At 72.8% G+C, this 23,360-nt stretch carries 24 protein-coding genes and 1 pseudogene; 15 read left to right on the top strand and 10 right to left on the bottom strand.

The window, feature by feature from the left end; genetic code table 11:
- Nucleotides 1-25 precede the first annotated feature (25 nt).
- Complete coding sequence (locus tag ACPPVO_RS56460; protein WP_360374423.1) at nt 26-376, bottom strand: YkvA family protein; 351 nt, start codon at nt 374-376, stop codon at nt 26-28.
- Nucleotides 377-448: 72 nt separating this feature from the next.
- Here ACPPVO_RS56460 and ACPPVO_RS56455 point away from each other — a divergent pair, with 72 nt between their 5' ends.
- The 4 genes from ACPPVO_RS56455 to ACPPVO_RS56440 all read left to right on the top strand — a co-directional run bounded on the left by ACPPVO_RS56455 (nt 449) and on the right by ACPPVO_RS56440 (nt 4,204).
- A complete protein-coding gene (locus ACPPVO_RS56455; protein WP_360374421.1) occupies nt 449-862 on the top strand; it encodes a PPOX class F420-dependent oxidoreductase in 414 nt (137 codons plus the stop codon).
- Nucleotides 863-933: 71 nt separating this feature from the next.
- Nucleotides 934-1,968 carry an SGNH/GDSL hydrolase family protein gene (locus ACPPVO_RS56450; RefSeq protein WP_426507952.1) on the top strand — a complete coding sequence of 345 codons (1,035 nt, stop codon included), beginning with the start codon at nt 934-936 and terminating at the stop codon, nt 1,966-1,968.
- 124 nt (nt 1,969-2,092) lie between these two features.
- Nucleotides 2,093-2,875 carry an SGNH/GDSL hydrolase family protein gene (locus ACPPVO_RS56445; protein ID WP_426507951.1) on the top strand — a complete coding sequence of 261 codons (783 nt, stop codon included), beginning with the start codon at nt 2,093-2,095 and terminating at the stop codon, nt 2,873-2,875.
- A gap of 81 nt (nt 2,876-2,956) precedes the next feature.
- On the top strand, nt 2,957-4,204 hold the full coding sequence (locus ACPPVO_RS56440; protein WP_426507949.1) for an acetyl-CoA C-acetyltransferase: 1,248 nt from the start codon (nt 2,957-2,959) through the stop codon (nt 4,202-4,204).
- A 112-nt stretch (nt 4,205-4,316) separates the two neighbouring features.
- Here ACPPVO_RS56440 and ACPPVO_RS56435 read toward each other — a convergent pair whose 3' ends face one another.
- Both ACPPVO_RS56435 and ACPPVO_RS56430 read right to left on the bottom strand, forming a co-directional pair.
- Nucleotides 4,317-5,246, bottom strand: a complete 930-nt coding sequence (locus tag ACPPVO_RS56435) for a S1C family serine protease (RefSeq protein ID WP_426507947.1) — start codon at nt 5,244-5,246, stop codon at nt 4,317-4,319.
- Nucleotides 5,247-5,284: 38 nt separating this feature from the next.
- Complete coding sequence (locus ACPPVO_RS56430; RefSeq protein WP_426507945.1) at nt 5,285-6,940, bottom strand: aminotransferase class V-fold PLP-dependent enzyme; 1,656 nt, start codon at nt 6,938-6,940, stop codon at nt 5,285-5,287.
- A 125-nt stretch (nt 6,941-7,065) separates the two neighbouring features.
- Between ACPPVO_RS56430 and ACPPVO_RS56425 the strand changes: the two genes are divergently transcribed.
- Entirely contained in the window at nt 7,066-7,410 is a 345-nt protein-coding gene (locus tag ACPPVO_RS56425; protein ID WP_426507944.1) for a hypothetical protein, read from the top strand.
- Between the two features lie 371 nt (nt 7,411-7,781).
- Nucleotides 7,782-9,062, top strand: coding sequence for a hypothetical protein (locus ACPPVO_RS56420; RefSeq protein ID WP_426507942.1), 1,281 nt, complete (start codon nt 7,782-7,784; stop codon nt 9,060-9,062).
- Nucleotides 9,063-9,256: 194 nt separating this feature from the next.
- Here ACPPVO_RS56420 and ACPPVO_RS56415 read toward each other — a convergent pair whose 3' ends face one another.
- Together ACPPVO_RS56415 and ACPPVO_RS56410 are read right to left on the bottom strand one after the other, a co-directional pair.
- Nucleotides 9,257-9,550 (bottom strand): hypothetical protein, encoded by a 294-nt coding sequence (locus ACPPVO_RS56415; protein WP_426507940.1) that lies wholly within the window; start codon nt 9,548-9,550, stop codon nt 9,257-9,259.
- 29 nt (nt 9,551-9,579) lie between these two features.
- Nucleotides 9,580-9,738, bottom strand: a complete 159-nt coding sequence (locus ACPPVO_RS56410; protein WP_426507939.1) for a hypothetical protein — start codon at nt 9,736-9,738, stop codon at nt 9,580-9,582.
- A gap of 369 nt (nt 9,739-10,107) precedes the next feature.
- On the opposite strand from ACPPVO_RS56410, the gene ACPPVO_RS56405 reads away from it, so the two are divergent.
- The gene (locus tag ACPPVO_RS56405) at nt 10,108-10,257 is read left to right on the top strand and encodes a hypothetical protein (protein ID WP_426507937.1); all 150 of its coding nucleotides are present in this window, start codon (nt 10,108-10,110) and stop codon (nt 10,255-10,257) included.
- A gap of 218 nt (nt 10,258-10,475) precedes the next feature.
- Here the strand turns inward: ACPPVO_RS56405 and msrA are convergent, their stop codons facing one another.
- Both msrA and ACPPVO_RS56395 read right to left on the bottom strand, forming a co-directional pair.
- The gene (gene msrA, locus ACPPVO_RS56400; protein WP_426507935.1) at nt 10,476-11,141 is read right to left on the bottom strand and encodes a peptide-methionine (S)-S-oxide reductase MsrA; all 666 of its coding nucleotides are present in this window, start codon (nt 11,139-11,141) and stop codon (nt 10,476-10,478) included.
- Nucleotides 11,142-11,202: 61 nt separating this feature from the next.
- Nucleotides 11,203-11,619 carry an HIT family protein gene (locus ACPPVO_RS56395; RefSeq protein WP_426507933.1) on the bottom strand — a complete coding sequence of 139 codons (417 nt, stop codon included), beginning with the start codon at nt 11,617-11,619 and terminating at the stop codon, nt 11,203-11,205.
- A 34-nt stretch (nt 11,620-11,653) separates the two neighbouring features.
- Between ACPPVO_RS56395 and ACPPVO_RS56390 the strand changes: the two genes are divergently transcribed.
- The 4 genes from ACPPVO_RS56390 to ilvA all read left to right on the top strand — a co-directional run bounded on the left by ACPPVO_RS56390 (nt 11,654) and on the right by ilvA (nt 16,120).
- Nucleotides 11,654-12,793, top strand: a complete 1,140-nt coding sequence (locus ACPPVO_RS56390) for a cystathionine gamma-synthase (protein ID WP_426507931.1) — start codon at nt 11,654-11,656, stop codon at nt 12,791-12,793.
- Between the two features lie 74 nt (nt 12,794-12,867).
- Entirely contained in the window at nt 12,868-14,256 is a 1,389-nt protein-coding gene (locus ACPPVO_RS56385) for an amidase (protein ID WP_426507929.1), read from the top strand.
- Nucleotides 14,253-14,903 (top strand): hypothetical protein, encoded by a 651-nt coding sequence (locus ACPPVO_RS56380; protein ID WP_426507928.1) that lies wholly within the window; start codon nt 14,253-14,255, stop codon nt 14,901-14,903. Before ACPPVO_RS56385 ends, ACPPVO_RS56380 begins: the two co-directional genes overlap by 4 nt.
- Entirely contained in the window at nt 14,900-16,120 is a 1,221-nt protein-coding gene (gene ilvA / locus ACPPVO_RS56375; protein WP_426507926.1) for a threonine ammonia-lyase, read from the top strand. Before ACPPVO_RS56380 ends, ilvA begins: the two co-directional genes overlap by 4 nt.
- Before the next feature lie 70 nt (nt 16,121-16,190).
- On the opposite strand, the gene greA is transcribed toward ilvA, so the two are convergent.
- Entirely contained in the window at nt 16,191-16,691 is a 501-nt protein-coding gene (gene greA / locus ACPPVO_RS56370; RefSeq protein ID WP_426507924.1) for a transcription elongation factor GreA, read from the bottom strand.
- Nucleotides 16,692-16,777: 86 nt separating this feature from the next.
- Nucleotides 16,778-17,215 (bottom strand): DUF4307 domain-containing protein, encoded by a 438-nt coding sequence (locus tag ACPPVO_RS56365; protein ID WP_426507922.1) that lies wholly within the window; start codon nt 17,213-17,215, stop codon nt 16,778-16,780.
- A 97-nt stretch (nt 17,216-17,312) separates the two neighbouring features.
- Here ACPPVO_RS56365 and mca point away from each other — a divergent pair, with 97 nt between their 5' ends.
- The 4 genes and pseudogenes from mca to ACPPVO_RS56345 all read left to right on the top strand — a co-directional run bounded on the left by mca (nt 17,313) and on the right by ACPPVO_RS56345 (nt 21,916).
- Entirely contained in the window at nt 17,313-18,194 is an 882-nt protein-coding gene (gene mca / locus ACPPVO_RS56360; RefSeq protein WP_426514889.1) for a mycothiol conjugate amidase Mca, read from the top strand.
- A 4-nt stretch (nt 18,195-18,198) separates the two neighbouring features.
- Nucleotides 18,199-18,399: pseudogene (locus tag ACPPVO_RS56355) on the top strand (hypothetical protein); the annotation flags it as partial.
- A 154-nt stretch (nt 18,400-18,553) separates the two neighbouring features.
- On the top strand, nt 18,554-21,178 hold the full coding sequence (locus ACPPVO_RS56350) for a putative bifunctional diguanylate cyclase/phosphodiesterase (protein ID WP_426507920.1): 2,625 nt from the start codon (nt 18,554-18,556) through the stop codon (nt 21,176-21,178).
- A 111-nt stretch (nt 21,179-21,289) separates the two neighbouring features.
- Nucleotides 21,290-21,916 (top strand): TIGR03086 family metal-binding protein, encoded by a 627-nt coding sequence (locus ACPPVO_RS56345; protein WP_426507918.1) that lies wholly within the window; start codon nt 21,290-21,292, stop codon nt 21,914-21,916.
- Between the two features lie 57 nt (nt 21,917-21,973).
- On the opposite strand, the gene ACPPVO_RS56340 is transcribed toward ACPPVO_RS56345, so the two are convergent.
- Complete coding sequence (locus tag ACPPVO_RS56340) at nt 21,974-23,347, bottom strand: alpha/beta hydrolase family protein (RefSeq protein ID WP_426507916.1); 1,374 nt, start codon at nt 23,345-23,347, stop codon at nt 21,974-21,976.
- Nucleotides 23,348-23,360 lie beyond the last annotated feature (13 nt).

The raw sequence follows: 23,360 nt of genomic DNA, 5'->3' as shown, positions 1-23,360 counted from the left end.
CGCCAGCGTAACGGGCGGGCCGGGACTACCTGACGACGTGTCCGGGAATGACGTGGTCGCGCTGCTTCTCCCACTCCAGGAAGCGCTCGAGCTCGTCCATGAGGGCGCCGGCGAAGTACCCGGCCACGGCCAGGTCGTCGACGAGCCCGAACACCAGCAGGAAGGCCTCGGGGACGGCGTCGATGGGGGAGACGATGTACACCCCGGCGACGGCCAGCATCGCCAGGCGGGTGCCCCCGTCGTACTGCCCCTTCATCGTCGCCCTGATCATGCGCGGGATCGCGGCGAGCCGCTTGCCGATCCCGGGGGTGTCGCTGCGGAACACGCGCGCGAGCGCCGTCCACGCCATCCGCCGTCGCAGCCCACTGTCCGCCATGGTGACCGCCCTCTCTGCCTTGCATTGAATGTAACGGGGTCTGTCATCCGGCGCCCGAGTAAGAATGTGGACATGGATCTCGATGAGGCTCGGGCCGTGCTCGCGGAGCAGCACCAGGCCGTGCTCGCCACCCGCCGCGCCGACGGCGGAGTGCAGATGTCCCCGGTCGTGGTCGCCGTCGACGCCGAGGGCCGCGTGGTGATCAGCAGCCGCGTGCCGGCCTTCAAGGTGCGCAACCTGCGCCGCGACCCCCGGGCGGCGGTCTGCGTGCTGCCCGACGGCTTCTACGGCCGCTGGATCCAGGTCGAGGGGGAGGCTGAGATCATTCCGCCGCCGGAAAGCGTTGAAGGTCTGGTCGACTACTACCGGCGGGCATCGGGACGGGAACACGACAACTGGGATGAGTACCGCGCGGCGATGATTGCGGAACAGCGGGTGTTGATCCGGATCACCCTGCACCGGGCGGGACCGGACCGATCCGGATGAGCGACGTTTACTTGGAGGGTGGGCGTTAGCCTCGGGTTCGCGAGGACCTCGGGGATGGGAAGGCGGGGGCGGTGAAACTGCAGTCGGAGCGGGTGAAGCGGATAGCCACCGCGGCGGTGGTCGGCGGCGGGGGCGTAGCCGGGGCGGGTGCGTTGTTCTACGGGCTGGTGCTGGGTCAGGCGCTGCTGGCCCGAAAGACGATTCCGCAGGTGGTCAGCCCCCCGCCGCGCGCGGACGGGATCTACGGGACACACTTCGGCGGCGAGCCGGTGCGCCTGGCGGTGCTCGGGGACTCCTCGGCCGCCGGGTACGGCGCGGAGAGCTCCAGCGAGACGTTCGCCGCCGCCGTGGCGGCCGGGCTGGCCGAGCAGCTGCACCGGCCGGTGCGCATGCGCTGCCTGGCCGTGGTCGGCGCCGAGTCCAAGGGCCTCCCGCCGCAGGTGGAGGTGGCCCTGCGCCAGCATCCGGAGGTCGCCGTCATCTGCATCGGCGGCAACGACGTCACCCACCGGGTCAGCATCCAGACCGCCGTGCAGCACCTGGTGCACTCGGTGCGCACGCTGCGTGACGCGGGCGTCGAGGTCGTCGTGGGCACCTGCCCCGACCTCGGCACGATCCGCCCGATCCAGCCGCCGCTGCGCTGGCTGGCCCGGCGCTGGAGCCGGCAGATGGCCACCGCGCAGACCATCGCGGTGGTCGAGGCGGGCGGTCGTACCGTCTCGCTGGGCGACCTGCTCGGCGAGCTCTTCTACGCCGAGCCCGACCGCATGTTCAGCCTCGACCGTTTCCACCCGTCCGGCGCCGGGTACCTCGCCGCCGCCCAGGCCGTCCTGCCCACCGTCGTCGCCGCGCTCACCGAGCCGGGCCCGGTCGCGGGCGTGCCGGTGGGCCTGGAGCCGGCCCTGGCCGCGGGCGAGGGCGTGCGTTCGCTGCCGCAGGCCGCGGCGGAGGCCGCGTACCGGCCCGGCACCGAGGTCAGCGCGGCCCAGGTGGCCGGGCACGACCGCGGGCCGGCGGGCCGCTGGGCCCAGCTGCGCCGGCGCGTCTGGCCGCGGCTGCCGCAGCAGGCCGAGCGAACCCCGGACCGGGCCGCGGAGCCGGCATGAACCCGCCACCGGCCGGCCGTGGTGTTCCCGTTCACCGGCGGTTTCGCAATTCGTCCGGATTTGCCCCTTGTTTGCCTCACCCGCCCCGTGATTCGATGGACTCGCCCGGAACGGAGGTGACGGCGTGAGTGTCGTCAAACGCCTCGCCAAGCTCGCGACCGTGACGGTGATCGCGGGAACGGTCGGCGGGGCCACCGTGCTCGCCGCGCAGGCGGTCGCCGCCCGCGCCCGCAACTACGCCAAGCCCGACATGCGCCTCGCGATGCGCTCGTCGATCGGCGGTGCCGGCCGGCCCCCGATGCGCCTGGTCCTGCTGGGCGACGCGACCGCCCTCGGCGTGGGGGTCGAACGGGTCGCCGACACCGTGGGCGGCCAGCTCGCGGCCCTGCTCGCCGACGGCCCGTCGGGCCGCCGCGTGGAGCTGTCCAGCGTGGCCGTGGCCGGCTCCCGCTCCTCCGACCTCGCCACCCAGGTCGCCCGCGCCCTGGTCGGGCCGGCCCCGGACGTGGCCCTCGTCCTCGTCGGCACCGACGACGTGACCCACGCGGGCCGCGCCGCCGACGCCGCCGAGCACCTGGGCGCGGCCTGCCGCCGCCTGCACGACGCCGGCATCCCTGTTGTCGTCGGCACCTGCCCCGACTTCGGCGCCCTGCGCGCCTTCGCCCCGCCGCTGCGCCAGCTCCTGGGCCTGCGCAGCCGCCGGATGGCCCGCCTGCAGGCGGCCATGGCCGGCGCCGCGGGCGCGGTGGTGGTCGACCTCGGCGCGCGCACCGGCCCGGTCTTCCGCGCGGACGCGGGCACGCTGTGCCACGACGGCTTCCACCCCTCGGCGGACGGGTACCGGGTCTGGGCCCACGCCCTGCTCCCGGCGGTCGAGGAGGCCGCGGCGGTACGCCCGGCCGCGTAACGGGGTTTGCGCACTGCGTGTGATAATTTTGGCTCTGCGTAGGCGGCGGGTGCGGGGTTACCTCGCAGTAGCATCCGAGGTATGCCGGAAGCTGTCATCGTTGCCACCGCCAGGTCCCCGATCGGCCGTGCCGTCAAGGGATCGCTGCGCGACCTCCGCCCCGACGATCTCGCCGCCACCATCGTGCGCGCCGCGCTCGACAAGGTGCCGCAGCTCGATCCGCGCGCGATCGAGGACCTCTACCTGGGTTGCGGCCTGCCCGGCGGCGAACAGGGCTTCAACATGGCCCGCGTGGTGAGCACCCTGCTCGGGTTCGACCACCTGCCGGGCGCGACGACCACGCGGTACTGCGCCTCGTCGCTGCAGACCACGCGCATGGCCTTCCACGCGATCAAGGCCGGCGAGGGCGACGTGTTCATCTCGGCCGGCGTGGAGTGCGTCTCGCGGTACGCCCGCGGCAACTCCGACGGCCTCCCGCCCGACGCGCAGGCGGCCGTCGGCGGCCCCTGGCAGAACCCGGCGTTCGCCGGCGCGTACACGCGCACCAACAAGCGCGCCGAGGGCGGCGCCGAGGCGTGGCACGACCCGCGCGAGGACGGCGAGCTGCCCGACATCTACGTCGCGATGGGGCAGACCGCCGAGAACCTGGCCGAGCTCGAGGGCGTGACCCGGCAGGACATGGACGAGTTCGGCGTACGGTCGCAGAACCTCGCCGAGGTGGCCATCAAGAACGGCTTCTGGGCCCGCGAGATCACCCCCGTCACCACCCCCTCCGGCGAGGTCGTGTCCAACGACGACGGGCCGCGGCCGGGCGTGACGCTGGAGGGCGTCGCCGGTCTCAAGCCGGTGTTCCGGCCCGACGGGCGCGTGACGGCCGGCAACTGCTGCCCGCTCAACGACGGCGCCGCCGCGGTCGTCATCATGAGCGACACCAAGGCCCGCGAGCTCGGCATCACGCCGCTGGCCCGGATCGTCTCCACCGGCGTGACCGCGATGTCGCCGGAGATCATGGGCATCGGCCCGGTCGAGGCCTCCCGCGCCGCGCTGCGGCGGGCCGGCATGACCATCGACGACGTCGACCTCGTGGAGATCAACGAGGCCTTCGCGGCCCAGGTCATCCCGTCGTACCGCCAGCTGGGCATCCCGCTCGAGAAGCTGAACGTGAACGGCGGCGCGATCGCGGTCGGGCACCCGTTCGGCATGACCGGCGCGCGCATCACGGGCACGCTGCTGAACTCGCTCGACTGGCACGACAAGTCCATCGGCCTCGAGACGATGTGCGTCGGCGGCGGCCAGGGCATGGCCATGGTCCTCGAGCGGCTGAGCTGAGTTTCGCGGTCGCTGCGCTCCCTCCCCATTGGGGGCGCTCCGCTCCACCCAAACGTGGACAAGGGGCCGGAGGCGTCTTGGGTGCGGCCTTCACCGACCGCACCCAGTCGCGCTAATCCAGCTGGGCCGGCACCGCGACCACGTCCACCAGGGCGTCCTTGCGGAGCACGGTGATCTGGAGGCGGGCGCCGATCGCCGGCCCCAGCATCAGGCGCAGGACGTCCTGGACGCCCGTGATCGGCCTCCCGCCGGCCGAGAGCACCACGTCGCCCACGTAGAGCCCGGCCAGCCCGGCCGGGCTCCCGGGTACCACCTCGGCCAGCCGCAGGCCCTTCGACTGCCCGAGGCGCTCGGCCAGGGGCGGCGGCAGCGGTACCGTCGCCCCCGCGACGCCGAGCCAGGCGCGCCGCACGTGGCCGCTGGACATGAGCTCGGACATGATCAGGCGGGTCGTGTTGTTGATGGGCACCGCCAGGCCGAGCCCGATCCCGGCCACCGCGGTGTTGATCCCCACGACCCGGGACGCCGAGTCGGCCAGGGCGCCGCCCGAGTTGCCCGGGTTCAGGGCCGCGTCGGTCTGGATGACGTCGTCGACGAGGCGGGTGTGCCGGCCGTCGCGGACCGGCAGCGAGCGGCCCAGCGCCGAGACCACGCCCGCGGTGACCGAGCCGGCCAGCCCCAGCGGGTTGCCCACGGCCACGACGAGCTGGCCGATGCGCAGGTCGTCGGCGTTGCCCAGGGTCGCGGGCGGCACGCCGGCCTCGCGGATGCGCAGCACCGCCAGGTCGGAGAGCGGGTCGGCGCCGACCACGTCGAAGCGGGTCTGGGTGCCGTTGGTGAACTCGGCGACGCCCCCGTCGGCGCCGGCGACGACGTGTGCGGAGGTCAGGGTGAAGCCGTCCGGGGTGTAGACGACGGCCGAGCCGGCCCCCTCGCCGCGGCGGCTGCGCACGGTCAGGCTGGCCACGCTCGGCAGCAGGGTGGCCGCCACGGTGGAGACGACCCGGCTGTACGCGTCCAGCGCATCAATCTCAGGGTCCATGCTCGGACGAACACCGAACGCGGCCCGTCAATGCCGCATTACGCCAACAGCGATACCGCCGGCAGGTCGAACCAGCGCAGAGCCTCGAAATTGGCGGACACGACGCCGTCGGACTCCACCGCCGCCGGCAGCGATTCGCACAATTCGCGCGCATATCGCAAATATCCGGACAAGTCGGTTTCAGGCGCGCGCTCGTGCCGCGAAGGCCAGGTCAGCTCGCCCTCCTCCGAGTACGACAACTGCGACAAGCGCAGCGGCGGCTCCACGACCCCGTCCCGGTGCTTCCAGAGGCCCGTGTACGGGTCGAAGCGGTACTGCGGCAGCAGCGCCCACCCGTGCGTGGCCACGAGGTGCACGGCCTCGACGATGTACCGGAAGACCGTCTCGGAGATGAAGTAGTTGAAGCTGACCCGCACCCAGCCGGGCTTGATGCCCTCGCAGCCGGCGATGATCTCCTGCTCGAAGCGGTGGGAGCGCTCGATGTCGATGCCCAGCAGCCGGTGGCCGTAGGGGCCCGCGCAGGAGCAGCCGCCCCGCGACTGGATGCCGAAGAGGTCGTTGAGCAGCGAGACGACGAAGTTGTGGTGCAGGTACCGGCCACCCGGCTTTTTGATCACGAACGACACGATCGACAGCCGGGGGGCGTCCAGGTTGCCCAGGATCTCGATGTTGGGGTTGGTCTGCCAGGAGGCGATGGCCTCGCGCAGGAAGCCCTCCTCCAGGGCGCGGATCGTGTCCGTGCCGACCGCCCGCTTGAGCTGGAACACCAGTCCGGCCCGGATCGACTCGACGATGGCCGGGGTGCCGCCCTCCTCGCGGTGCGCGGGGTCGGCGATGTAGTGGTGGTCGGTCGGGTTGACGTAGTCCACCGTGCCGCCGCCGGGCACGGTCGGCACCCGGTTGGTGAGCAGTTCGCGGCGCACGACCAGCACGCCCGGGGTACCGGGGCCGCCGACGAACTTGTGCGGCGACAGGAAGATCGCGTCCTTGTCGTGCATCTCGATCTCGACGTAGGGCGCCGCGGCCGCGAAGTCCCAGAACGACAGCGCCCCGTGCTCGTGCAGCAGCGCCGAGACCGCGTGCGAGTCGGTGACGATCCCGGTCACGTTGGAGGCCGCCGAGAACGATCCGATCTTCAGCGGGCGGTCGGCGTACCGCATGAGCTCCGCGCGGAGCCGTTCGAGGTCGATGTGGCCGTTGTGATCCTCGGGGATCACGACGACGTCCGCGATCGACTCCCGCCACGGCAACTCGTTGGAGTGATGCTCGAAGGGCCCGATGAACACGACCGGGCGATCCGCGGCCGGGATCCGCTCCGAGAGCGCATAGCGGTCCTCCAGCGCGGCCGGCACCCGCAGGCCGAGGATATGCACCATCTTGTCGATCGCCGCGGTGGAGCCGGACCCGGTGAAGATCACGACGGTGCCGGCGTCGCCGCCCACCGCCTCGTTGACGATCTGGCGCGCGTCCTCCCGCAGGCGGGTCGTCTGCAGGCCGGTGCCGGACGATTCCGTGTGCGTGTTGGCGTACCGCGGAAGGACCTCGTCGCGGATGAAGCGCTCGATGAAGTCCAGCGCGCGACCCGAGGCGGTGTAGTCCGCATAGGTCACGCGGCGCGCGCCGAACGGCCCCCACATGACCTGGTCGTCGCCGATGACCGCGGCCCGAATGCGCTGCAAGAGGGGGGTCTCCATGGCGCCATCATTACAGGCGCCACGCCGTCCCCTTTCGTGTGGTCGGGAGAATGTCGCACTCGTTGTCCGGCCCGCCGGACGGTCCGATTGTTTAACGTTTCGTCCGGAGGTGCTCAGGAAGCCTCATGAGACTGGGGGTAGGGAAGTTGGTCAGTGTTGACCAGTCCGAGCCAACAGACGTCGTCGACCGTCTGCTGTGGCGGGACGCCACGCAGATCCTGACTCGGCACAGCGAGTCCGACGGCGAGGGTCAGTGCCTGTGGTGCGGGCGCGAGTGGCCCTGCGCGCCGCGCCGGCTGGCGGAGAACGCCGCCGAGGCGAGCCGCCGCCCGTGGAACGAGGCCTGGACCGCCCGTCACGACCTGTACAGCCTGCGGACGATGCCCGACTGGCGCATCGACCTCGGCCGGCCGAGCGCGTCGCGCGGCGGCTGGCACCGAGCCGGCGGAAACCGGGGAACCTTCCTGTAACACGATCGTTGATACCAGCGGAGACTTCGGGGCGCCCCGCCAGTGCGACGCAGTCCCGCGACACAAAGACCCGCTCGGACTCGGTTGCCGGCATGCCTCCGCCGGCTCCGAACGCCTCCGGCCAGGCGTCCTCCCCAGGGATCGGGCGGGTCTACCCGGCAGGCGAGGGCACCGCTCGTGGTTCCCCCGCATATATCGCGAATTGTGCCCTCGCCTGCCAAAACCCCATATGTGGTACCTCGAGCGCCCCGGCTGCGGCCGGGGCTCTTCTTGGCTGATTTGAGTAACTCTCAGCTACTGCACTGCTACTTTGCGTGAAGTACAGACCCTCAAGTCAGCTTGGCTGTGGAACCCACCGGAGGAGACCACACATGAAACACCCGAAGACTCGTCTTCGTCCCTGGCGGGCACGGGCCGCCGTCATCGGCACCACCGTTGCGGCCGTAGTCATCGGCTCGGTGGCCCCGGCCTACGCGGCGGCCGTACCGCTCACGTTGAGCGCGGCGACCGGCCCGAGCGGCGGCACCAACACGATCACCGCCACGGCGACGACAAACATCTTCACGACGGCCATCACGCCGGCGGCGGAGTTCCAGTACGTCGGCACCGGCACGGCGGCCGCCTGCTCGCCGACCTACCTGGGCGCCGCGGTAATCGCCCCGATCACGGCCCCGAGCGGTACCACGCCCTACGTGCAGACCGCCGGCGTCATCGTCGTGCCGGCTGCGAACGTGAAGAAGCTGGGCGGCACCACCACCAACAAGATCTCCGTCACCGTGCCCACCGGGCTCGCGCTGGCGGCGACGGCCGCCAGCCCGCCCGTACTGCTGCAGTCGACGGCGAAGTACAACCTCTGCGTCTACTCCGGCACCACCACCGGTGCGAGCGGCAGCCCGCTGATCGCCAACGCGGCGTACACGATCGCCGGCAAGCCCACGCTCCTCACCGTGACGCCGGGTAACGGTCCCGCCCTGGGCGGCAACACCATCAGCGTCACCGGCACCAACTTCCCGACGACCGGCATGACGGGGACGCTGGGCGGTCTGGCCCTGACCAACATCGTCGTCGCGGCGGGTGGTACCAGCTTCACGGCCACCGTGCCGGCCCACGCCGCCCAGACGGGGGTGTCGCTGATCATCAACTCGTCGGGCGGCGCGGCCACGAAGACCGCCGCCTACTCCTACACCAACGGCATCGTGATCTCGCCGAACACCGCCATCCCGTGTAGCACGGTCGACATCGACGTGGCGGGCGTGGGCTTCTCGGCGATGGACTTCTCCACCAGCGGCACTCCCGGAACGATCGACAGCAAGGCGCACGTGTACCTGGTCTCGGGCGCCTACGACCCGTCCCCGGCCGCCGCGCCCAACGCCACGAACAAGGCCAACGGCGGTGTCGGCGAGTGCGGCAGCGTGCTGGTCGTCAGCGACACCGAGCTGATCTGCACGCTGGACATGACCAGCTCGCTCAGTGCGGCCGGCGCGCTCATCGTGGCCCCGGCCACCCTGGTGCCGGTGCCGACGGGCACCTACACGCTCACCGTCGTCAGCGATGGCGATTTCGACATCCTGACCGGCGGCACCAACGAGGACCTGGACGCCACCTTCTCGCTGATCACCAGCGGCTCGACCTTCACGGTCGCCCCGTACTGATCCAGCCCGTACGGGAACGGCCCGGGAGCTCAGCTCCCGGGCCGCTTTCGTCGGTGTTCGTGGTTCTCGTGCTCGTCAGCCCAGCTCGTCCCACGTCTTGTCGATCGCGGCCACGCTGTCCGCCTCGGACGGGTGGCCGTCCTGGTCGACGAGCACCGTGAAGACGCTCTTCGTGGCGCTCACCCGCCAGCAGATCAGCAGGTTGGGCTTGTGCGAGACCGGCGCCCCGCGCTCAGGCGGAAGTCCTGGGTGCACAGCGCGTCGCCCACGGCGTGGCCGGCGTCGGCGACCCAGGCCAGTTGCCGCTGCCCGGTGAGGTCGGCGTGCGCGCTCACGATGCGCAGCGTGGTCCCGCCCGGCCCGGTGGTCTCGTTCACCGACGCCGAGGCCGAGGCCCCGCCGGGCGCCGGCGGGAGCGGCGGCCGCACGTTGTTGCTGGCCCGCGCCGCGGCCGAGCGCGCCGCCCCGATCCGCTGCTCGCTCGTCATCGGGCTCGGGCTCGGCGCCTCCGTGGTGCTCAGGACCGAGGCCCCGGCGTGCTCGCGTCAGCACTCGCCGCCGGGGCGGCGGCACTGTCACTGGCCGCGGCGGCGGACGTGTCGCTCGCCGCGACGCTCTCGGTGGCCGTCCTGGCAACCGGGTCGGTGGCCGCGCCGGCGCCGGTCTGCAGGGCCATGAAGCCCCCACCCCCAGTACCGCCGCCAGCCCGACGCCCCCGAGCGCGATCGGCCGCCGCCGCCGCGCCCACCGGGGCACTCTCGTCCCGTCCGCCGGCTGTTGGTCCTCTGCGTGGCCCATGCTCTCGGTCCCCCGCGTGTCTCTACTTCGATGGATGCCCGCCCGCGCGGAAGCCTCCGCGGGGCGGCCTCATGCCCCCGATCATCCCACCGAAGTAGTGACAAAAACCCCCAAATGCGCTACACCCGGACCGCGCCGCTCCAGTGGGGGTGGTCGCCCGTCCGTGGAAGGTCAGGCGGGCGGAGGTGCCGACGGGGGGCGAAGGTCGACCGCGCTGGGCCGCCTTCGCCGGGCCGAGCTCGACGCCATGCAGGCAGAGCCGAGGCGTCTGCGGCGCGAGGCCGCGCGTGAGGTCGCGCTGACCGCCATGCAGGCGGACCGCGGTGCCGGACCCGCCGACGAGGCGCGGGTGTTCACGCGTGGGCAGCTCGCCGAGGCGTGGGGAATTCGTGCCTGACCGGCAACTTCGCTTTCCTGAGCAAGCGTGGCAACAGGTATGAGGCACTTCCCCAGCAACTGCGATGGACAGTCCAGCGTGCGATCTTCCACCTTCTCGATGAGCTGCACTTGCCCGCCGACGGCGTAACCATCTGGTACATGGTCACGCCGCACGACGGGAACGAGGTCATCAGCATTCAGCACGTGCGGGCCGACACCTGACCTGGTGTCGAGGGATCAGGACGGCAGGGTGCCGACGCCGATCGGGCAGGTCATGCCGTTCGGGCCGTGGTTGCAGTACCCGCCCGGGTTCTTGGCGTCGGACAGGTACTGCTGGTGGTAGTCCTCCGCGTAGTAGAACGCCCCCGCCGGCGCGATCTCGGTCGTGATCTCGCCGTGGCCCGCCTGGCGCACGACCGGCGCGAACGCCTGGCGCGACGCCTCCGCCGTGGCCGCCTGGGCCGGCGTGGTGGTGTAGATCGCCGAGCGGTACTGGGTGCCGACGTCGTTGCCCTGGCGCATGCCCTGGCTCGGGTCGTGGTTCTCCCAGAACGCCTTCAGCAGCGTCTCGTACGACACCTTGGCCGGGTCGTAGACCACCTGCACGGCCTCGGTGTGCCCGGTGCGGCCGGAGCAGGTCTCCTCGTAGGTCGGGTTCGCGGTGAATCCGCCCTGGTAGCCCACCGCGGTGGAGTACACCCCGGGAATCTCCCAGAAGATGCGCTCGGCGCCCCAGAAGCAGCCCATGCCGAAGTAGGCGACCTCCAGCCCGGCGGCCCACGGGCCGCGCAGCGGGGTGCCGAGGACGGTGTGCTTCGCGGCGACCGGCATCTCGGTGTCGCGCCCGGGGATGGCCGACTCGGCGGTCGGCAGGTCAAGCTGCTTGGTGTACCGCAGGAACACGATTCGCTCCTTAACTTGAGGCTCTCGGACTCAAGTTTGCCGCAGAAATCGCCGCGAGGCCTTATGAGCCCATTACGGCGGAGACCTTCTCCGCGAAGGACAACGCCTCGTCGTCCGACGCGTATTTCGTCCGCGGCCAGAAGAAGCCCTTGAGGCCGTCGCCCTTGGTCCGCGGTACGACGTGGGTGTGCAGGTGGGCGACGCTCTGGGACACGCGGTTGTTGATGGCGACGAAGGTGCCGCCCGCGGACAGCCCGGTCTCGACGGCCGCCGCGATCTGCCGGACGAAGCCGAAGTAATCCGGAATGTCCGCCGGGTCGAGATCGGTCAGCGTGACCACGTGCGTCTTCGGTACCACGAGCACGTGGCCCTTGAACACCGGGCGGACGTCGAGGAACGCGGCGGCGGTGTCCGTGGACGCCACCAGGAAGCCGGGCGCGGCGCCCGACGCGATCGAGCAGAACAGGCAGTCCGACACGAGCGCCAGCCTAGTCGCCGCTAGGTTGGAGCCCATGACCCACGGCTTCGAGACGCTCGCCATCCACGCGGGCCAGGAACCAGACCCCGTCACCGGCGCGGTCGTGCTCCCGATCTTCCAGACGAGCACGTACGCCCAGGACGCCGTCGGCCGCCCGCGGCTCGGATACGAGTACAGCCGCACCACCAACCCGACGCGCGACTCGCTGCAGGAGTGCCTGGCCGCGCTCGAGGGCGGACGCCGGGCCCTGACCTTCGCGTCGGGCCTCGCCGCCGAGGACACGCTGCTGCGCACGGCGTGCCGGCCCGGCGACCACGTGATCATCCCGGACGACGCCTACGGCGGCACCTTCCGGCTCTTCTCGAAGGTCGCCGAGCGCTGGGGCCTGACCTGGACCGCCGCCTCGATCCACAGTGTCGAGTCGGTCCGCGCCGCGATGACCGACCGCACGAAGATCGTGTGGGTGGAGACGCCGACCAACCCGCTGCTCGGCATCGCCGACATCGCGGCGCTGGCCCAGGTCGCCCACGACCGCGGGGCGCTGCTCGTGGTCGACAACACGTTCGCCTCGCCGTACCTGCAGCAGCCCCTGCACCTGGGTGCCGACGTGGTCGTGCACTCGACCACGAAGTACCTCGGCGGGCACTCCGACGTCGTCGGCGGCGCGCTCATCGGCACCGACGAGCAGCTCATGGGCGAGCTGGCGTTCCACCAGAACGCGATGGGCGCGATCAACGGCCCGTTCGACGCCTGGCTGACGCTGCGCGGCATCAAGACGCTCGGCGTGCGGATGGACCGGCACTGCGACAACGCCGAGAAGGTCGTCGAGTTCCTCTCGCGCAACCAGGCCGTCTCCCAGGTGTTGTACCCGGGCCTGCCCGACCACCCCGGCCACGAGACGGCGGCCAAGCAGATGCGGCGCTTCGGCGGCATGGTGAGCTTCCGCGCGCAGAGCGAGGAGCACGCCGTCGAGATCTGCAACCGCGCGCGCCTGTTCGTGCTGGGCGAGTCGCTCGGCGGCGTCGAGTCGCTGATCGAGCACCCCGGGCGCATGACCCACGCGAGCGCGGCCGGCAGTCCGCTGGAGGTACCGGGGGACCTCGTCCGGTTGTCTGTCGGAATCGAGACGATCGACGATCTTCTGGCCGATCTGGAGTACGCGCTCGCTCGTTGACACACTTGACCGCACCGCTGCGCGGAGCCTTCGGCGACGGCCGCGGCGCCGACGGGGTACGGAGAGGTGTTTCGATGCTGGACCGCGCAACCACCTGGGTAGGGGCCACGGCCAGGGAGATCGCCCGCGCGGTGCGCCGCGGCGACACCTCCGCGACCGCCGTCGTCGCCGATCATCTGGACTCGATCCGGGCCTACGACCGGATCATCGGCGCGTTCCGCGAGGTGCGCGGGGGTGCGGCGATCGCCGAGGCGGAGATCGTCGACGACCAGCCGGACCTGGCCAACCTGGCCCTGGCCGGGGTGCCGGTCGCGGTCAAGGAGAACCTCCCGGTCGCGGGGCTGCCGACGTGGAACGGCTCGTCCGCCGCGCGCGGCCCCGTGGCCGAGCGCGACCACGAGGTCGTCCGGCGGCTGCGCGGGGCCGGCGCGGTCGTCGTCGGCGTGACCCGGATGCCGGAGCTGGCCATCTGGGCCACCACCGACGACGCGGGCACCGTGACCCGCAACCCGTGGCGGACCGACCGCACCCCCGGCGGCTCGTCGGGCGGCGCGGCCGCGGCCGTCGCGGCCGGCCTGGTGCCGATCGCGCACGGCAACGACGGGCTCGGCTCGATCCGCATCCCGGCCGCCTGCTGCGGCATCGTCGGGCTCAAGCCCGGATCGGGCGCGGTGCCGGCCGGGATCGGGGCCAACGACTGGTTCGGGCTGGCCGAGAACGGCATCCTGGCCACCACCGTCGCCGACGCGCACCTGGGCTTCGCGGTGCTGGCCGGCCGCACCCCGCGCGCGCTCACCGAGCCGGGCCCGCTGCGGGTCGCGGTGTCCCTGCGCAGCCCGGTCGCCGGCGTGTTCCCCGACGCCGGGGCGAAGAAGGGCGTCAGCGATGCGGTACGCCTCCTGCTCACCCACGGCCACGGCGCCGTCAAGGCCGACCCGACGTATCCGCCCGCCCTCGCCGCCCGCGTCCTCGCCACCTGGTTCGCCGGGGCGAGCGCCGACGCCGCCGAGCTCGACCGGGCCGCGCTGCAGCCGCGGACCCGCCGGCACGTCGCCCTCGGCGAGCGGGCGCTGCGGCAGGGCCTCGTGCGCGACGCGGACCGCGCGGCGTGGCGCGAGCGCTGCCGCACCTGGTTCGCCGACGGCGGCTTCGACGTGCTCGTGACCCCGGCCCTCGCCTGCGCACCCCCGGCCGCGGTCCGCTGGTCGGCGCGCTCCTGGGCCGCGAACATGCTGGTCAACACCCGCTACGCGCCCTATGCGGCGCCGTGGAACTTCGCCGGCTTCCCCGGCCTCGTGATCCCGGTCGGGGTCCGCGCCGACGGGCTGCCGGCCGCGGTCCAGCTGGTCGGCCCGCCCGGCTCGGAGCTGCTGCTGCTCGCCCTCGCCGGCCAGCTGGAGCAGGCCGCGCCCTGGCGCCGGCACGCGCCCGGCTGGCCCCGCGAGGCGGCGCGGCGCCGATGATCAGGGCGATCTCGGGGCACGCGAGCGCCGCGATGCTCCTCGTCGCGGCGGCCGCGCTGGTCAACCTGGGGATCGCGTTCCTGCCCCTGGCGGATCTGCACGCGCTGCATCACCCCGGTCGCGAGTCCGCGGCGCTCGCGATCACCCTGCGGGCCGGCGGCTGGGTGCTGCTGGCCGGTTGCTGCCTGGGCGCCGCCGCCGCCTGGGCGGGCTGGCTCGTCCGGGCCCGCGCCAACCTGGTCGCCTTCGGGGTGCGCTCCCGCCGGGTCGTCGACAGCGTCGGGCGCGCCCCCGAGGTGCGCCGGCGCATGACGGTCTTCACCTGGGCGTTCCGGGGCACGCTCCTGGCCGGGGCGGCGACGCTGCCGGTGGCGTCGCTGGCCGGGCGGGAGACCGCGGCCGAGATGGGCGGCGTGCGCGCGCAGGCGCGGGCCGGGCAACCGGTCGACGACGCGCTCGCCGCGCACCTGTTCGGCCGGGAGCTGGTGCTGTACCTGCCGGCGGCCGCGCTGTTCGTGCTCGCCGCCGCGTTCGCCCTCCTGCTGATCGCGCACATCACCAGCGCGCAGTACGGGCGGGTGGCCCGCCTGCGGGCCCGAGACTCGGCCGTGGCGTCCGAGGCCGTTGATGGCACCATCAGGGCATGACCGTCTCCTCAGATCTCGTAACCCTGGCCGAGATCGAAGCGGCGCGGCAACTCCTGGCCGGCGTGACCCGCCTGACCCCGGTGGAGCCCTGCCGGCCACTGACCGCCAAGCTCGGCGGCCCGACATGGCTCAAGTGCGAGAACCTGCAGCGCGCCGGCTCGTTCAAGGTGCGCGGCGCCTACGTGCGCCTGGCCCGCCTCTCCGCCGACGAGCGCGGCCGCGGCGTCGTGGCCGCCAGCGCTGGCAACCACGCGCAGGGCGTCGCGCTGGCCGCGAGCCTGCTGGGCATCGACAGCACCGTCTACATGCCGTTCGGCGCCCCGCTGCCGAAGATCGCCGCGACCAAGGGCTACGGCGCGGCGGTCGAGTTCGCCGGCAGCACCGTCGACGAGGCGCTGGTCGCGGCCCAGGAGTTCGCGGAGCGCACCGGCGCCGTGTTCATCCACCCCTTCGATCACCCCGACGTCATCGCCGGGCAGGGGACCGTCGCCCTGGAGATCCTCGAGCAGGTGCCCGAGGTCAAGACCGTGATCACCGGGATGGGGGGCGGCGGGCTGGTCTCCGGCCTGGCCGTGGCGATCAAGGCGCTGCGCCCCGACGTGCGGGTGATCGGCGTGCAGGCCGCGGAGGCCGCCGCGTTCCCGCGCTCGCTGCGCGCGGGCCGGCCGGTGCGGCTGGAGAACTTCGGGACGATCGCCGACGGCATCGCGGTCGGCCGGCCCGGTGACATCACCTTCGAGCACGTGGCCAAGCTCGTGGACGAGGTCGTGACGGTCACCGAGGAGGACATCTCCCGGGCGCTGCTCATGCTGCTGGAGCGCGGGAAGATGGTGGTCGAGCCGGCCGGGAGCGTGGGCGTCGCGGCCCTGCTCGCGGGCGTCGTGCCGGTCGAGACGCCGGCCGTAGCGGTGCTCTCCGGCGGCAACATCGACCCGATGCTCATGGTGCGGGTGATCGAGCACGGGCTGGCGGCGGCCGGGCGGTACCTCACCTTCACCGTGCGCTGCGGAGACCGGCCCGGGCACCTGGCGAAGCTGCTGACGTACATCGCGGAGCAGGGGGCCAACGTCGTCGACGTGGCCCACCGGCGGCAGGACCCGCGGCTGCAGCTGGGGGAGGTCGAGCTGGCGCTGTCGGTCGAGACGCGCGGGTCCGAGCACTCGGACCGGCTGGTCACCGCGCTGCGCTCGGCGGGCTACACGGTGACGTTCGGGTGAGTGGGCATGCCTGCGCCCCGGTCGCGGCGCGTCGAACGGCCACGACCGGAGCGGTCGGCAGGGTCGTCGGTCAGCCGGCGAAGGGCTCGAACGCGATGATCTTCACCTTGATCGCCGCGCCGTTGGGCGCGGTGTAGGTGACGGTGTCGCCCTGCTTCGCGCCGAGAATCGCCTTGCCCAGGGCGGACTCGGGGCTGTACACGGTCAGGTCGGTGGTCGCGGCGATCTCACGCGAGCCGAGCAGGAACTGCTCCGTGTCATCCTCGTCGTCGTCGAACTGGATGGTGACGACGGTGCCGGGCGCCACCGCGTCCGAGGTGGGCGCGTCACCCACGACCGCCTTGCGGAGGAACTCCTTGAGGTACAGGATGCGGCCCTCGGCCTTGCCCTGCTCCTCGCGGGCGGCGTGGTAGCCGCCGTTCTCGCGCAGGTCGCCCTCTTCACGGCGTGCGTTGATCTCGGCGGCTATGGCCGGGCGGTTGGCGATGAGCTCGTCGAGCTCGGCCTGCAGCCGGTCAAAGGCGTCCTGCGACAGCCAGGTGGTGGCCTGGTTGCCGTCGGTGGTCGACACTGAAGATCTCCTTCGGGCACGCTCGGGTCAAACCACCAAAGTACCAGTGACTCGCATCACCGCGGCCACTTGAATTTCCCGAGCCGTCACTTCCCCGTCGTCTGCCCCTTGAACGGGCCGCAGGCGGGCACCTCCACCGTGACGGGCCGGTCGCTCGTGGCGAGCCGGTATGTGACGAACGCCTCGGCCCCGTCGGGCACGTCGACCTGGGCCAGGCCGACCTCCTCGCCGCTGGCCGAGCGGGCCCGGACGCTGCAGGTGGCCCGCTGGTCCGCGTCCTTGCGCACCACGAAGTCGACGGTGATGCCGTCGTCGGTGACGTTGTAGAAGCGCTGGACCTGCGGTTCGTAGTCCTGCGGGCCGTACTGCCGGTACAACTGCCAGGCGACCGCGAGGCCGGCCACGGCGACGACCGCGGCCAGCACGAACACCAGCCAGGTGCGCCGCGGTTGCGGCTCCCGGCGGCGGCCGTAGCGGCCGGGCGGGTACTTGGCTGTGGCGTGCGTCTCTTCGGCAGCGTTCACGGGAGTGCGTCCTCGTCGTTTTTTGTCGGAGGTACCGACAACAATAGGGTCGTTACGTTCCAGCGCCCCGCGGTGGGTCTCTATGGAGGGGAAGCTCGTGACCGAGCAGTTGCGGTTGATGGCGGTGCACGCACATCCCGACGACGAGTCGAGCAAGGGCGCGGCCGCCATGGCGAAGTACTCCGCCGACGGCGTCGACGTCCTGGTCGTCACGTGTACCGGCGGCGAGCGCGGCAGCGTGCTCAACCCCAAGCTCGACCGGCCCGAGATCTGGGAGAACATCGCCGAGATCCGCCGCGCCGAGATGGACCGGGCCCGCGAGATCCTCGGCGTGCGGCAGGCGTGGCTCGGCTTCGTCGACTCGGGCTTCCCCGAGGGCGACCCGCTGCCGCCGCTGCCGGAGGGCTGCTTCGGGCTCGTCGACCCCGAGGTCGGCGCGGAGCCACTGGTCAAGCTGATCCGCAGCTTCAAGCCGCACGTCATCACGACCTACGACGAGCGCGGCGGCTACCCGCACCCCGACCACGTCATGACGCACAAGGTCAGCATGGTCGCCTTCGACGCGGCCAACGACCCGGAGCGCTACCCGGACGCCGGCGAGCCGTGGCAGCCGCTGAAGCTGTACTACAACATGGGCTGGTCGCGGAAGCGCATGACGCTGCTGCACGAGGCCATGCTGGAGGCGACGGGGGAGTCGCCCTACACGGAGTGGCTGAAGGAGTGGGAGGAGCGCCGCGACGGGCAGGACTGGCCCGACCCCGACCAGCGCGTCACCACCAAGGTCCCGTGCGGCGAGTTCTTCGAGGTCCGCGACGACGCCCTGCGCGCCCACGCCACCCAGGTCGACCCGGACGGCTTCTGGTTCGCGGTGCCGATGCCGATCCAGCAGAAGATCTGGCCCACCGAGGACTTCGAGCTGGTCAAGTCCTTCGTCGAGACCACCACGCCGGAAGACGATCTCTTCACCGGCGTAGGCTGAGGTTATGGGCGTGTTGGACGTTCTGGCCGAGAACAACTTCGGCGACACCCGCTCCGGGGGCCTGGCCGGCCCCATGGGGCTGCTCATCATCGTGCTCCTGGGCATCGCGACGGTGTTCCTGATCCGCAACATGACCGCGCGGATCCGCCGCCTGCCGGCCGAGTTCCCCGATCCCGATGCGCCGAAGCCGGAGGACCGCGACGACCCGGCCCCACCGTCTGAGTAGTCATCGCCCTTCATCTGAGTTAGAAACGCATCGCTGGCCACTGTTGCCCCAATCCTGCGTGGCTTAGCCTTCACGAGGTGCGCGTTCCATCACGCTCTGCGCGCATCCCTGTGGGGCAGGGAAGGGGGCACCGGTGATCGCCTTGGCGCGCGCCCAACGATCCCTGCCGACCCGCCTCGTCACCATCATGGTCATCGCCGCCGGGCTGGGCGTCGCCGCCGCGCTGGTGGCCGCGCGGCGCCTGCCCGAGGGCACGGTCGCCGCGGCGCTGAACCGGTTCAATGTTCAGGGGCTGCCGGCGGTACCCGCGGTGCCCGTGGCGCTGCTCACCGGCGGCGCCGTGGCGATGGTCTCGCAGCTCGCCCGCCTGCGCGTGCGGGCCGGCGGCGGCCTGGCCCGGCTCGCCTGGGGCGAGGCCGCGATCGTCGTCCTGCTCGCCAGCCTTCCGCCCGAGGTCGTCCCGATCGTCGGCCTCCTCGGCTTCGCGGCCGCCCACGCCGCCCTGCACATGGTCGACGCCCGCGCGAGCCGGGCCCGCCCGGTGCGCGAGAGCATCTACGGCGTGGCCGCCCTCACGGTGGGCGCCGTCCTGGCCACGGTCGTGATGGTGCTCGTGTGGGGCAGCGGCCCCGAGCGCGAGGGCCTGCCGCCGCGCTTCGTGGTCGCTCTGTGCGCCGCCGCCGCGGTGTACTTCGTGGCCACGTTCGCCCTGGTCGTCCTGCGCATCGTGGCCGCCGGCGGCGACCTGCGGGACACCGTGTCGTCGATGGTGACCAGCACGCCGCTGATGCTCGTCGGCAACGTGACGGTGGGCCTGGTGATCGTCTGGGCCTGCGCCACGAGCGGCTTCCTGCTGCTCCTGCTGCCCCCCGTCCTCTGGCTGATGCACCAGTTCTACGCGAACCGCATCGGCGAGGACGACGAGCGCCGGACGTGGGCCGAGTTCGCCGAGGTGGCCCGCGACCTGAACCGCCTGAACGAGCGGGACGCGGCGCGGGCCGGCATCGCCGGTGCCGTCCGCCTCTTCCACGTGCCGGCGGCCCGGATCGTCCTGTCGGGCGGCCGCTCCCACGGCGAGCTGCCCCCGGGCCCGTACACCAGCCGCGCCCTGACCGTCGGCTCCGTGCCGGTGGGCGAGCTGCAGCTCGCGGGGGCCGAGCCGCAGCGCGCACGGGACCGCCTGATGCTCGCGACCTTCGGCGACGCCCTGGCCGCGGCCCTGCACGACGCGATCACCCACGGCGAGCTGCGGGTCATGAGCGAGCGCACCACCTACGACGCCGTGCGCGACCCGCTGACGGGCCTGCTGAACCGGGCGGCGCTGCTGGCCCGGGGCAACGTGCAGCTCTCCGCGAAGTCCCCGGGCGCCCCGGTGGCCCTGCTCCTGCTGGACGTGAACGACTTCAAAGAGGTCAACAACGCGCTGGGCCACACCGCGGGCGACGAGGTCCTGAAGGTGATCGCGCGCCGGGTCCAGGCCCTGCTCGCCACCGCCGACCCGGCCGCCCCGCTCATCCCGCGCCCGCGCTCGGGCGACTTCTTCTTCACCGCCGCGCATCCGAGCCCCAACGGCGCCTCCTCGGCCCCCGGCCCGGAGAGCGCCCCCGCCGACCTGCACGCCCGCCTGGGCGGCGACGAGTTCGCGATCCTCATCACCGACCTGGCCGCCGGCGCCGACGACCTGGCCCTGGCCGCGGCCGTGGAGCGGGCCCGCCGGCTGGGCGGCGAGATCGCGGCGCCCATGGAGATCGACGGCGTGGTGCTGTCCAAGGAGACGTCCATCGGCGTGGTGGTGGCCCCGGCGGGCTCGGCCGACCTCACCGAGCTCCTGCGGCGCGCCGACATCGCGATGTATCAGGCCAAGAACGGCGGCCAGCCGGTCGCCTGGTACGACCCGGCCCGCGACGACGCCAGCACCGACCGCCTGGCCCTGCTGGCCGAACTGCGCGAGGCCCTGAACACCGGCGCGGGCGACGAGCAGCTGACCCTGGACCTCCAGCCGGCCATCGCCCTGACCCCGGCCTCGGTCCCCGGCGGTGCCGCCCCGGTCACCAGCGTCGAGGCCCTGATCCGCTGGCGCCACCCGCGCCGCGGCCGCCTGATGCCCGCCCAGTTCCTGCCGGCCGTCGAGGCCAGCGAGCTCATCGGCCCCCTGACCCACTGGGTCCTGGAGCGGGCCATCTTCCTGGCCGCGGGCTGGCGCCGGTCGGGCCTGGCCGTGCCGGTGGCGGTCAACATCTCGGCCCGCAGCCTCGCCGAGCGCCAGCTCCCCGAGACGATCAAGGAGCTCCTGGGCCGCTACCGCCTCCCCGCCGAGCTCCTGATCCTCGAGATCACCGAGACCGTCATGCTCTCCAGCTCGCCGGTGATCGACGACGTGCTGTCGCGCATCCGGCGCCTGGGCGTACAGCTCGCGGTGGACGACTTCGGCACCGGCTACTCCGCCTTCACGCTCCTGACCCGGGTCCCGGTCCAGGAGGTCAAGATCGACCGCGAGTTCGTGGCCCAGATGCTCGACTCGCCGAAGGCCGGCGCGATCGTGCAGACCACGGTGGACCTCGCCCGCCGCATGGGCCTGCGGGTCGTGGCCGAGGGCGTGGAGCACCCGGAGCAGCGGGCCCGCCTGACCGAGCTGGGCTGCACGTCGGCCCAGGGCTTCCTGTTCTACCCGCCGCTGTCGCCCGAGGGCCTGCAGTCCGTCCTGCGCGAGCGCCGGCAGGTGCAGCGCCGCCACCTGAGGGCCGAAGGCGCCGGCTGAACCGACCGCACCACCGCCCGAAGACTCTTGCGCCCTCCTATTGGAATGGAGCGTTCCGTTCTGATAGAGTGGTGACATCGCAAGACGGCGACCCCGATGGGAGCGGCAACCATGAACGAGCAGCTGACGAGCACCTGGACCGTGCTGGACGAGGCCCACCGCGCGCTGCGCACCGTCGTCGCCGGCATCCGGCCGGCCGACTGGACCCGCCCGACCCCGTGCGCCAAGTGGAACGTCGCCCAGGTCCTCCAGCACGCGGCCGGCGACCAGCTCGGCTACGCCGCCGCGATCACCGGCACCGGCTGGCCGGCCTTCGACCCCTTCGCCCCGACGGGTCACCTGTCCGACCACACCTCGGCCGCCGTTGAGCCCGGAAGCGGCCTGGCGGCCTTCGCCGAAGAGGCCATGCGGGCCTCCGCCGCGACGTGGTCGACCATCCCGCAGGACGCCACCGAGGTCGCCAGCCCGCTCCCGCAGGGCAAGCTCCCCGGCTGGCTCGGCGCGGGCGCCTGCGCGCTCGACGCCGCCGTGCACGCCTGGGACATCGCGCTGGCCACCGGCCAGGCCTCCCCGCTCGGCAACGCCCTGGCCCGCGACCTGCTCAAGGTCGCGCGGGAGCTCGTGGAGCCGCTGCGCGCCTGGGGTGCGTACGCCGCGGTCGTGCCCGCCGATCCCGCCGACGACGACACGGCCGCCCTCCTGCGCTACCTCGGCCGCGATCCGCACTGGACGGCCTGAACACCGGACGGATGCCCCCGCCCGCCGGCCGCGGCGAGCGGGGGCATCCGTCCGTGGTCACGGCGCGAGCAGACCCCAGGACGCGACCCAGGGCAGGAGCAGCAGCGCGGCGCCGACGGACAGCCCGAGCCGCACCCGGTCCCGCCGGCCGCGGCCGGACCGCCACCACGAGACCGCCGCGGCGATCCCCGCCGCCGTGGTGGCGACGGTGAGCAGCTCCAGCGCCAGCCACGGCACGGGGCGCCCGAGGACCAGCGGGCCGGTCACCTTGCCCGCGGTGGCGAGCAGGAACATGAGGTACGCCAGCGTGCCCACCACCACCGCCGGACCGGCCGCGGCCAGCCAGCGAGTGAGCCACACCGCCCGGGTGCGCCCGCCCCGCCGGCGCAGCGGTGCGGCGAGGAACCCGGCCAGGAGCAGCAGCGTCGTGACGAGGAACGGCCAGGTCCGGTGGTACCACGGCGCCGGGCCGACCGCCGCGGCCGACGAGTCCGACGCCGGGGTGCCGCCCTCGGCCGGCAGTGCCGGGCCGGTCGCTCCCGCGTCGACGATCGCGGCCGACCGCATCCAGGCCACCTCGACCTCGGCCGCGTCGCCCGGCAGGGTCGGCCGCCGGTCGAAGCCCCCCGCGGCGGTGACGTGCAGGTTGTGGTTCACGCCGGGCACTACCCGGAGCTTGTAACGCGTGTTGCCGCCCGCATCCAGCGCGTCCCGCATGATCCGCATGCTCTCGGCCGGCACGCTGTCGCGGTCGAGCTCGCCCCACTCGGCCAGCACCGGCTGGCGCACCCGGCGCCAGAGCGGCGCCGGGTCGAAGCCGGACTCGGCGAACAGCCCCGCGTCGACCGCGGCCGGGAGCACGGCCTCGCGAAGCCCGCGTGACACGGCGCCGGTGACCCCGGCGTGGCGCAGGTACTCGTCGTACTCCCACGCGGTCTCGGCGGCCGGCGTGGTACCGACGGCGCCCACCGTGATCAGGAACTTGACGTCCTCGGAGCGACTCGCGGCGATGGGTGCGGCGAACGCCCCCTCCGACAGTGCCCAGAACCCCAGCCGCGCCGGATCGACGTCCGGCCGGGCGCGCAGGAGCATCAGCCCGGCCAGGGCGTCGTCCGCGAGGACGGAGTAGTCGCGGTGCAGCAACGAGTACCCGGCCGTGCGCTTGTCGTAGATCAGGGTCACGACGCCACGGCGGGCGTAGGCCTCCGCGTCGGGGCGCAGGTAGTCGCGGCCCCGGTTGCCCGCGCCCTCCAGCATCACCAGGCCGGGGCGGCGCCCGGTCGCGCCCGGCCCGGCGAGCACGGTGCCGTGCAGCACCACCCCGCCGTTGCCGGTGAACGTGACCTCGGTACTGGTCAGGCCGGCCGCCTCGGCGTGGGACGGGCCGGCCGGGGCCAGAACCGCCGCGGCCGCCGCCAGAACCGCCGGCACTCGCCATACTCGT

Origin of the sequence: Dactylosporangium sp. McL0621, from assembly GCF_049995355.1 — a bacterium.
Classification (GTDB): domain Bacteria; phylum Actinomycetota; class Actinomycetes; order Mycobacteriales; family Micromonosporaceae; genus Dactylosporangium.
This window is presented reverse-complemented; position numbering and strand designations above follow the sequence as displayed.

Bases quoted from the DNA above. Each gene is read 5' to 3' on its own strand.
- ACPPVO_RS56460 (WP_360374423.1), bottom strand. From the start codon at position 376: ATGGCGGACAGTGGGCTGCGACGGCGGATGGCGTGGACGGCGCTCGCG.
- ACPPVO_RS56455 (WP_360374421.1), top strand. From the start codon at position 449: ATGGATCTCGATGAGGCTCGGGCCGTGCTCGCGGAGCAGCACCAGGCC.
- ACPPVO_RS56440 (WP_426507949.1), top strand. From the start codon at position 2,957: ATGCCGGAAGCTGTCATCGTTGCCACCGCCAGGTCCCCGATCGGCCGT.
- ACPPVO_RS56435 (WP_426507947.1), bottom strand. From the start codon at position 5,246: ATGGACCCTGAGATTGATGCGCTGGACGCGTACAGCCGGGTCGTCTCC.
- ACPPVO_RS56430 (WP_426507945.1), bottom strand. From the start codon at position 6,940: ATGGAGACCCCCCTCTTGCAGCGCATTCGGGCCGCGGTCATCGGCGAC.
- ACPPVO_RS56425 (WP_426507944.1), top strand. From the start codon at position 7,066: ATGAGACTGGGGGTAGGGAAGTTGGTCAGTGTTGACCAGTCCGAGCCA.
- ACPPVO_RS56420 (WP_426507942.1), top strand. From the start codon at position 7,782: ATGAAACACCCGAAGACTCGTCTTCGTCCCTGGCGGGCACGGGCCGCC.
- ACPPVO_RS56415 (WP_426507940.1), bottom strand. From the start codon at position 9,550: ATGACGAGCGAGCAGCGGATCGGGGCGGCGCGCTCGGCCGCGGCGCGG.
- ACPPVO_RS56410 (WP_426507939.1), bottom strand. From the start codon at position 9,738: ATGGCCCTGCAGACCGGCGCCGGCGCGGCCACCGACCCGGTTGCCAGG.
- ACPPVO_RS56405 (WP_426507937.1), top strand. From the start codon at position 10,108: ATGCAGGCAGAGCCGAGGCGTCTGCGGCGCGAGGCCGCGCGTGAGGTC.
- ACPPVO_RS56390 (WP_426507931.1), top strand. From the start codon at position 11,654: ATGACCCACGGCTTCGAGACGCTCGCCATCCACGCGGGCCAGGAACCA.
- ACPPVO_RS56385 (WP_426507929.1), top strand. From the start codon at position 12,868: ATGCTGGACCGCGCAACCACCTGGGTAGGGGCCACGGCCAGGGAGATC.
- ACPPVO_RS56380 (WP_426507928.1), top strand. From the start codon at position 14,253: ATGATCAGGGCGATCTCGGGGCACGCGAGCGCCGCGATGCTCCTCGTC.
- ilvA (WP_426507926.1), top strand. From the start codon at position 14,900: ATGACCGTCTCCTCAGATCTCGTAACCCTGGCCGAGATCGAAGCGGCG.
- ACPPVO_RS56345 (WP_426507918.1), top strand. From the start codon at position 21,290: ATGAACGAGCAGCTGACGAGCACCTGGACCGTGCTGGACGAGGCCCAC.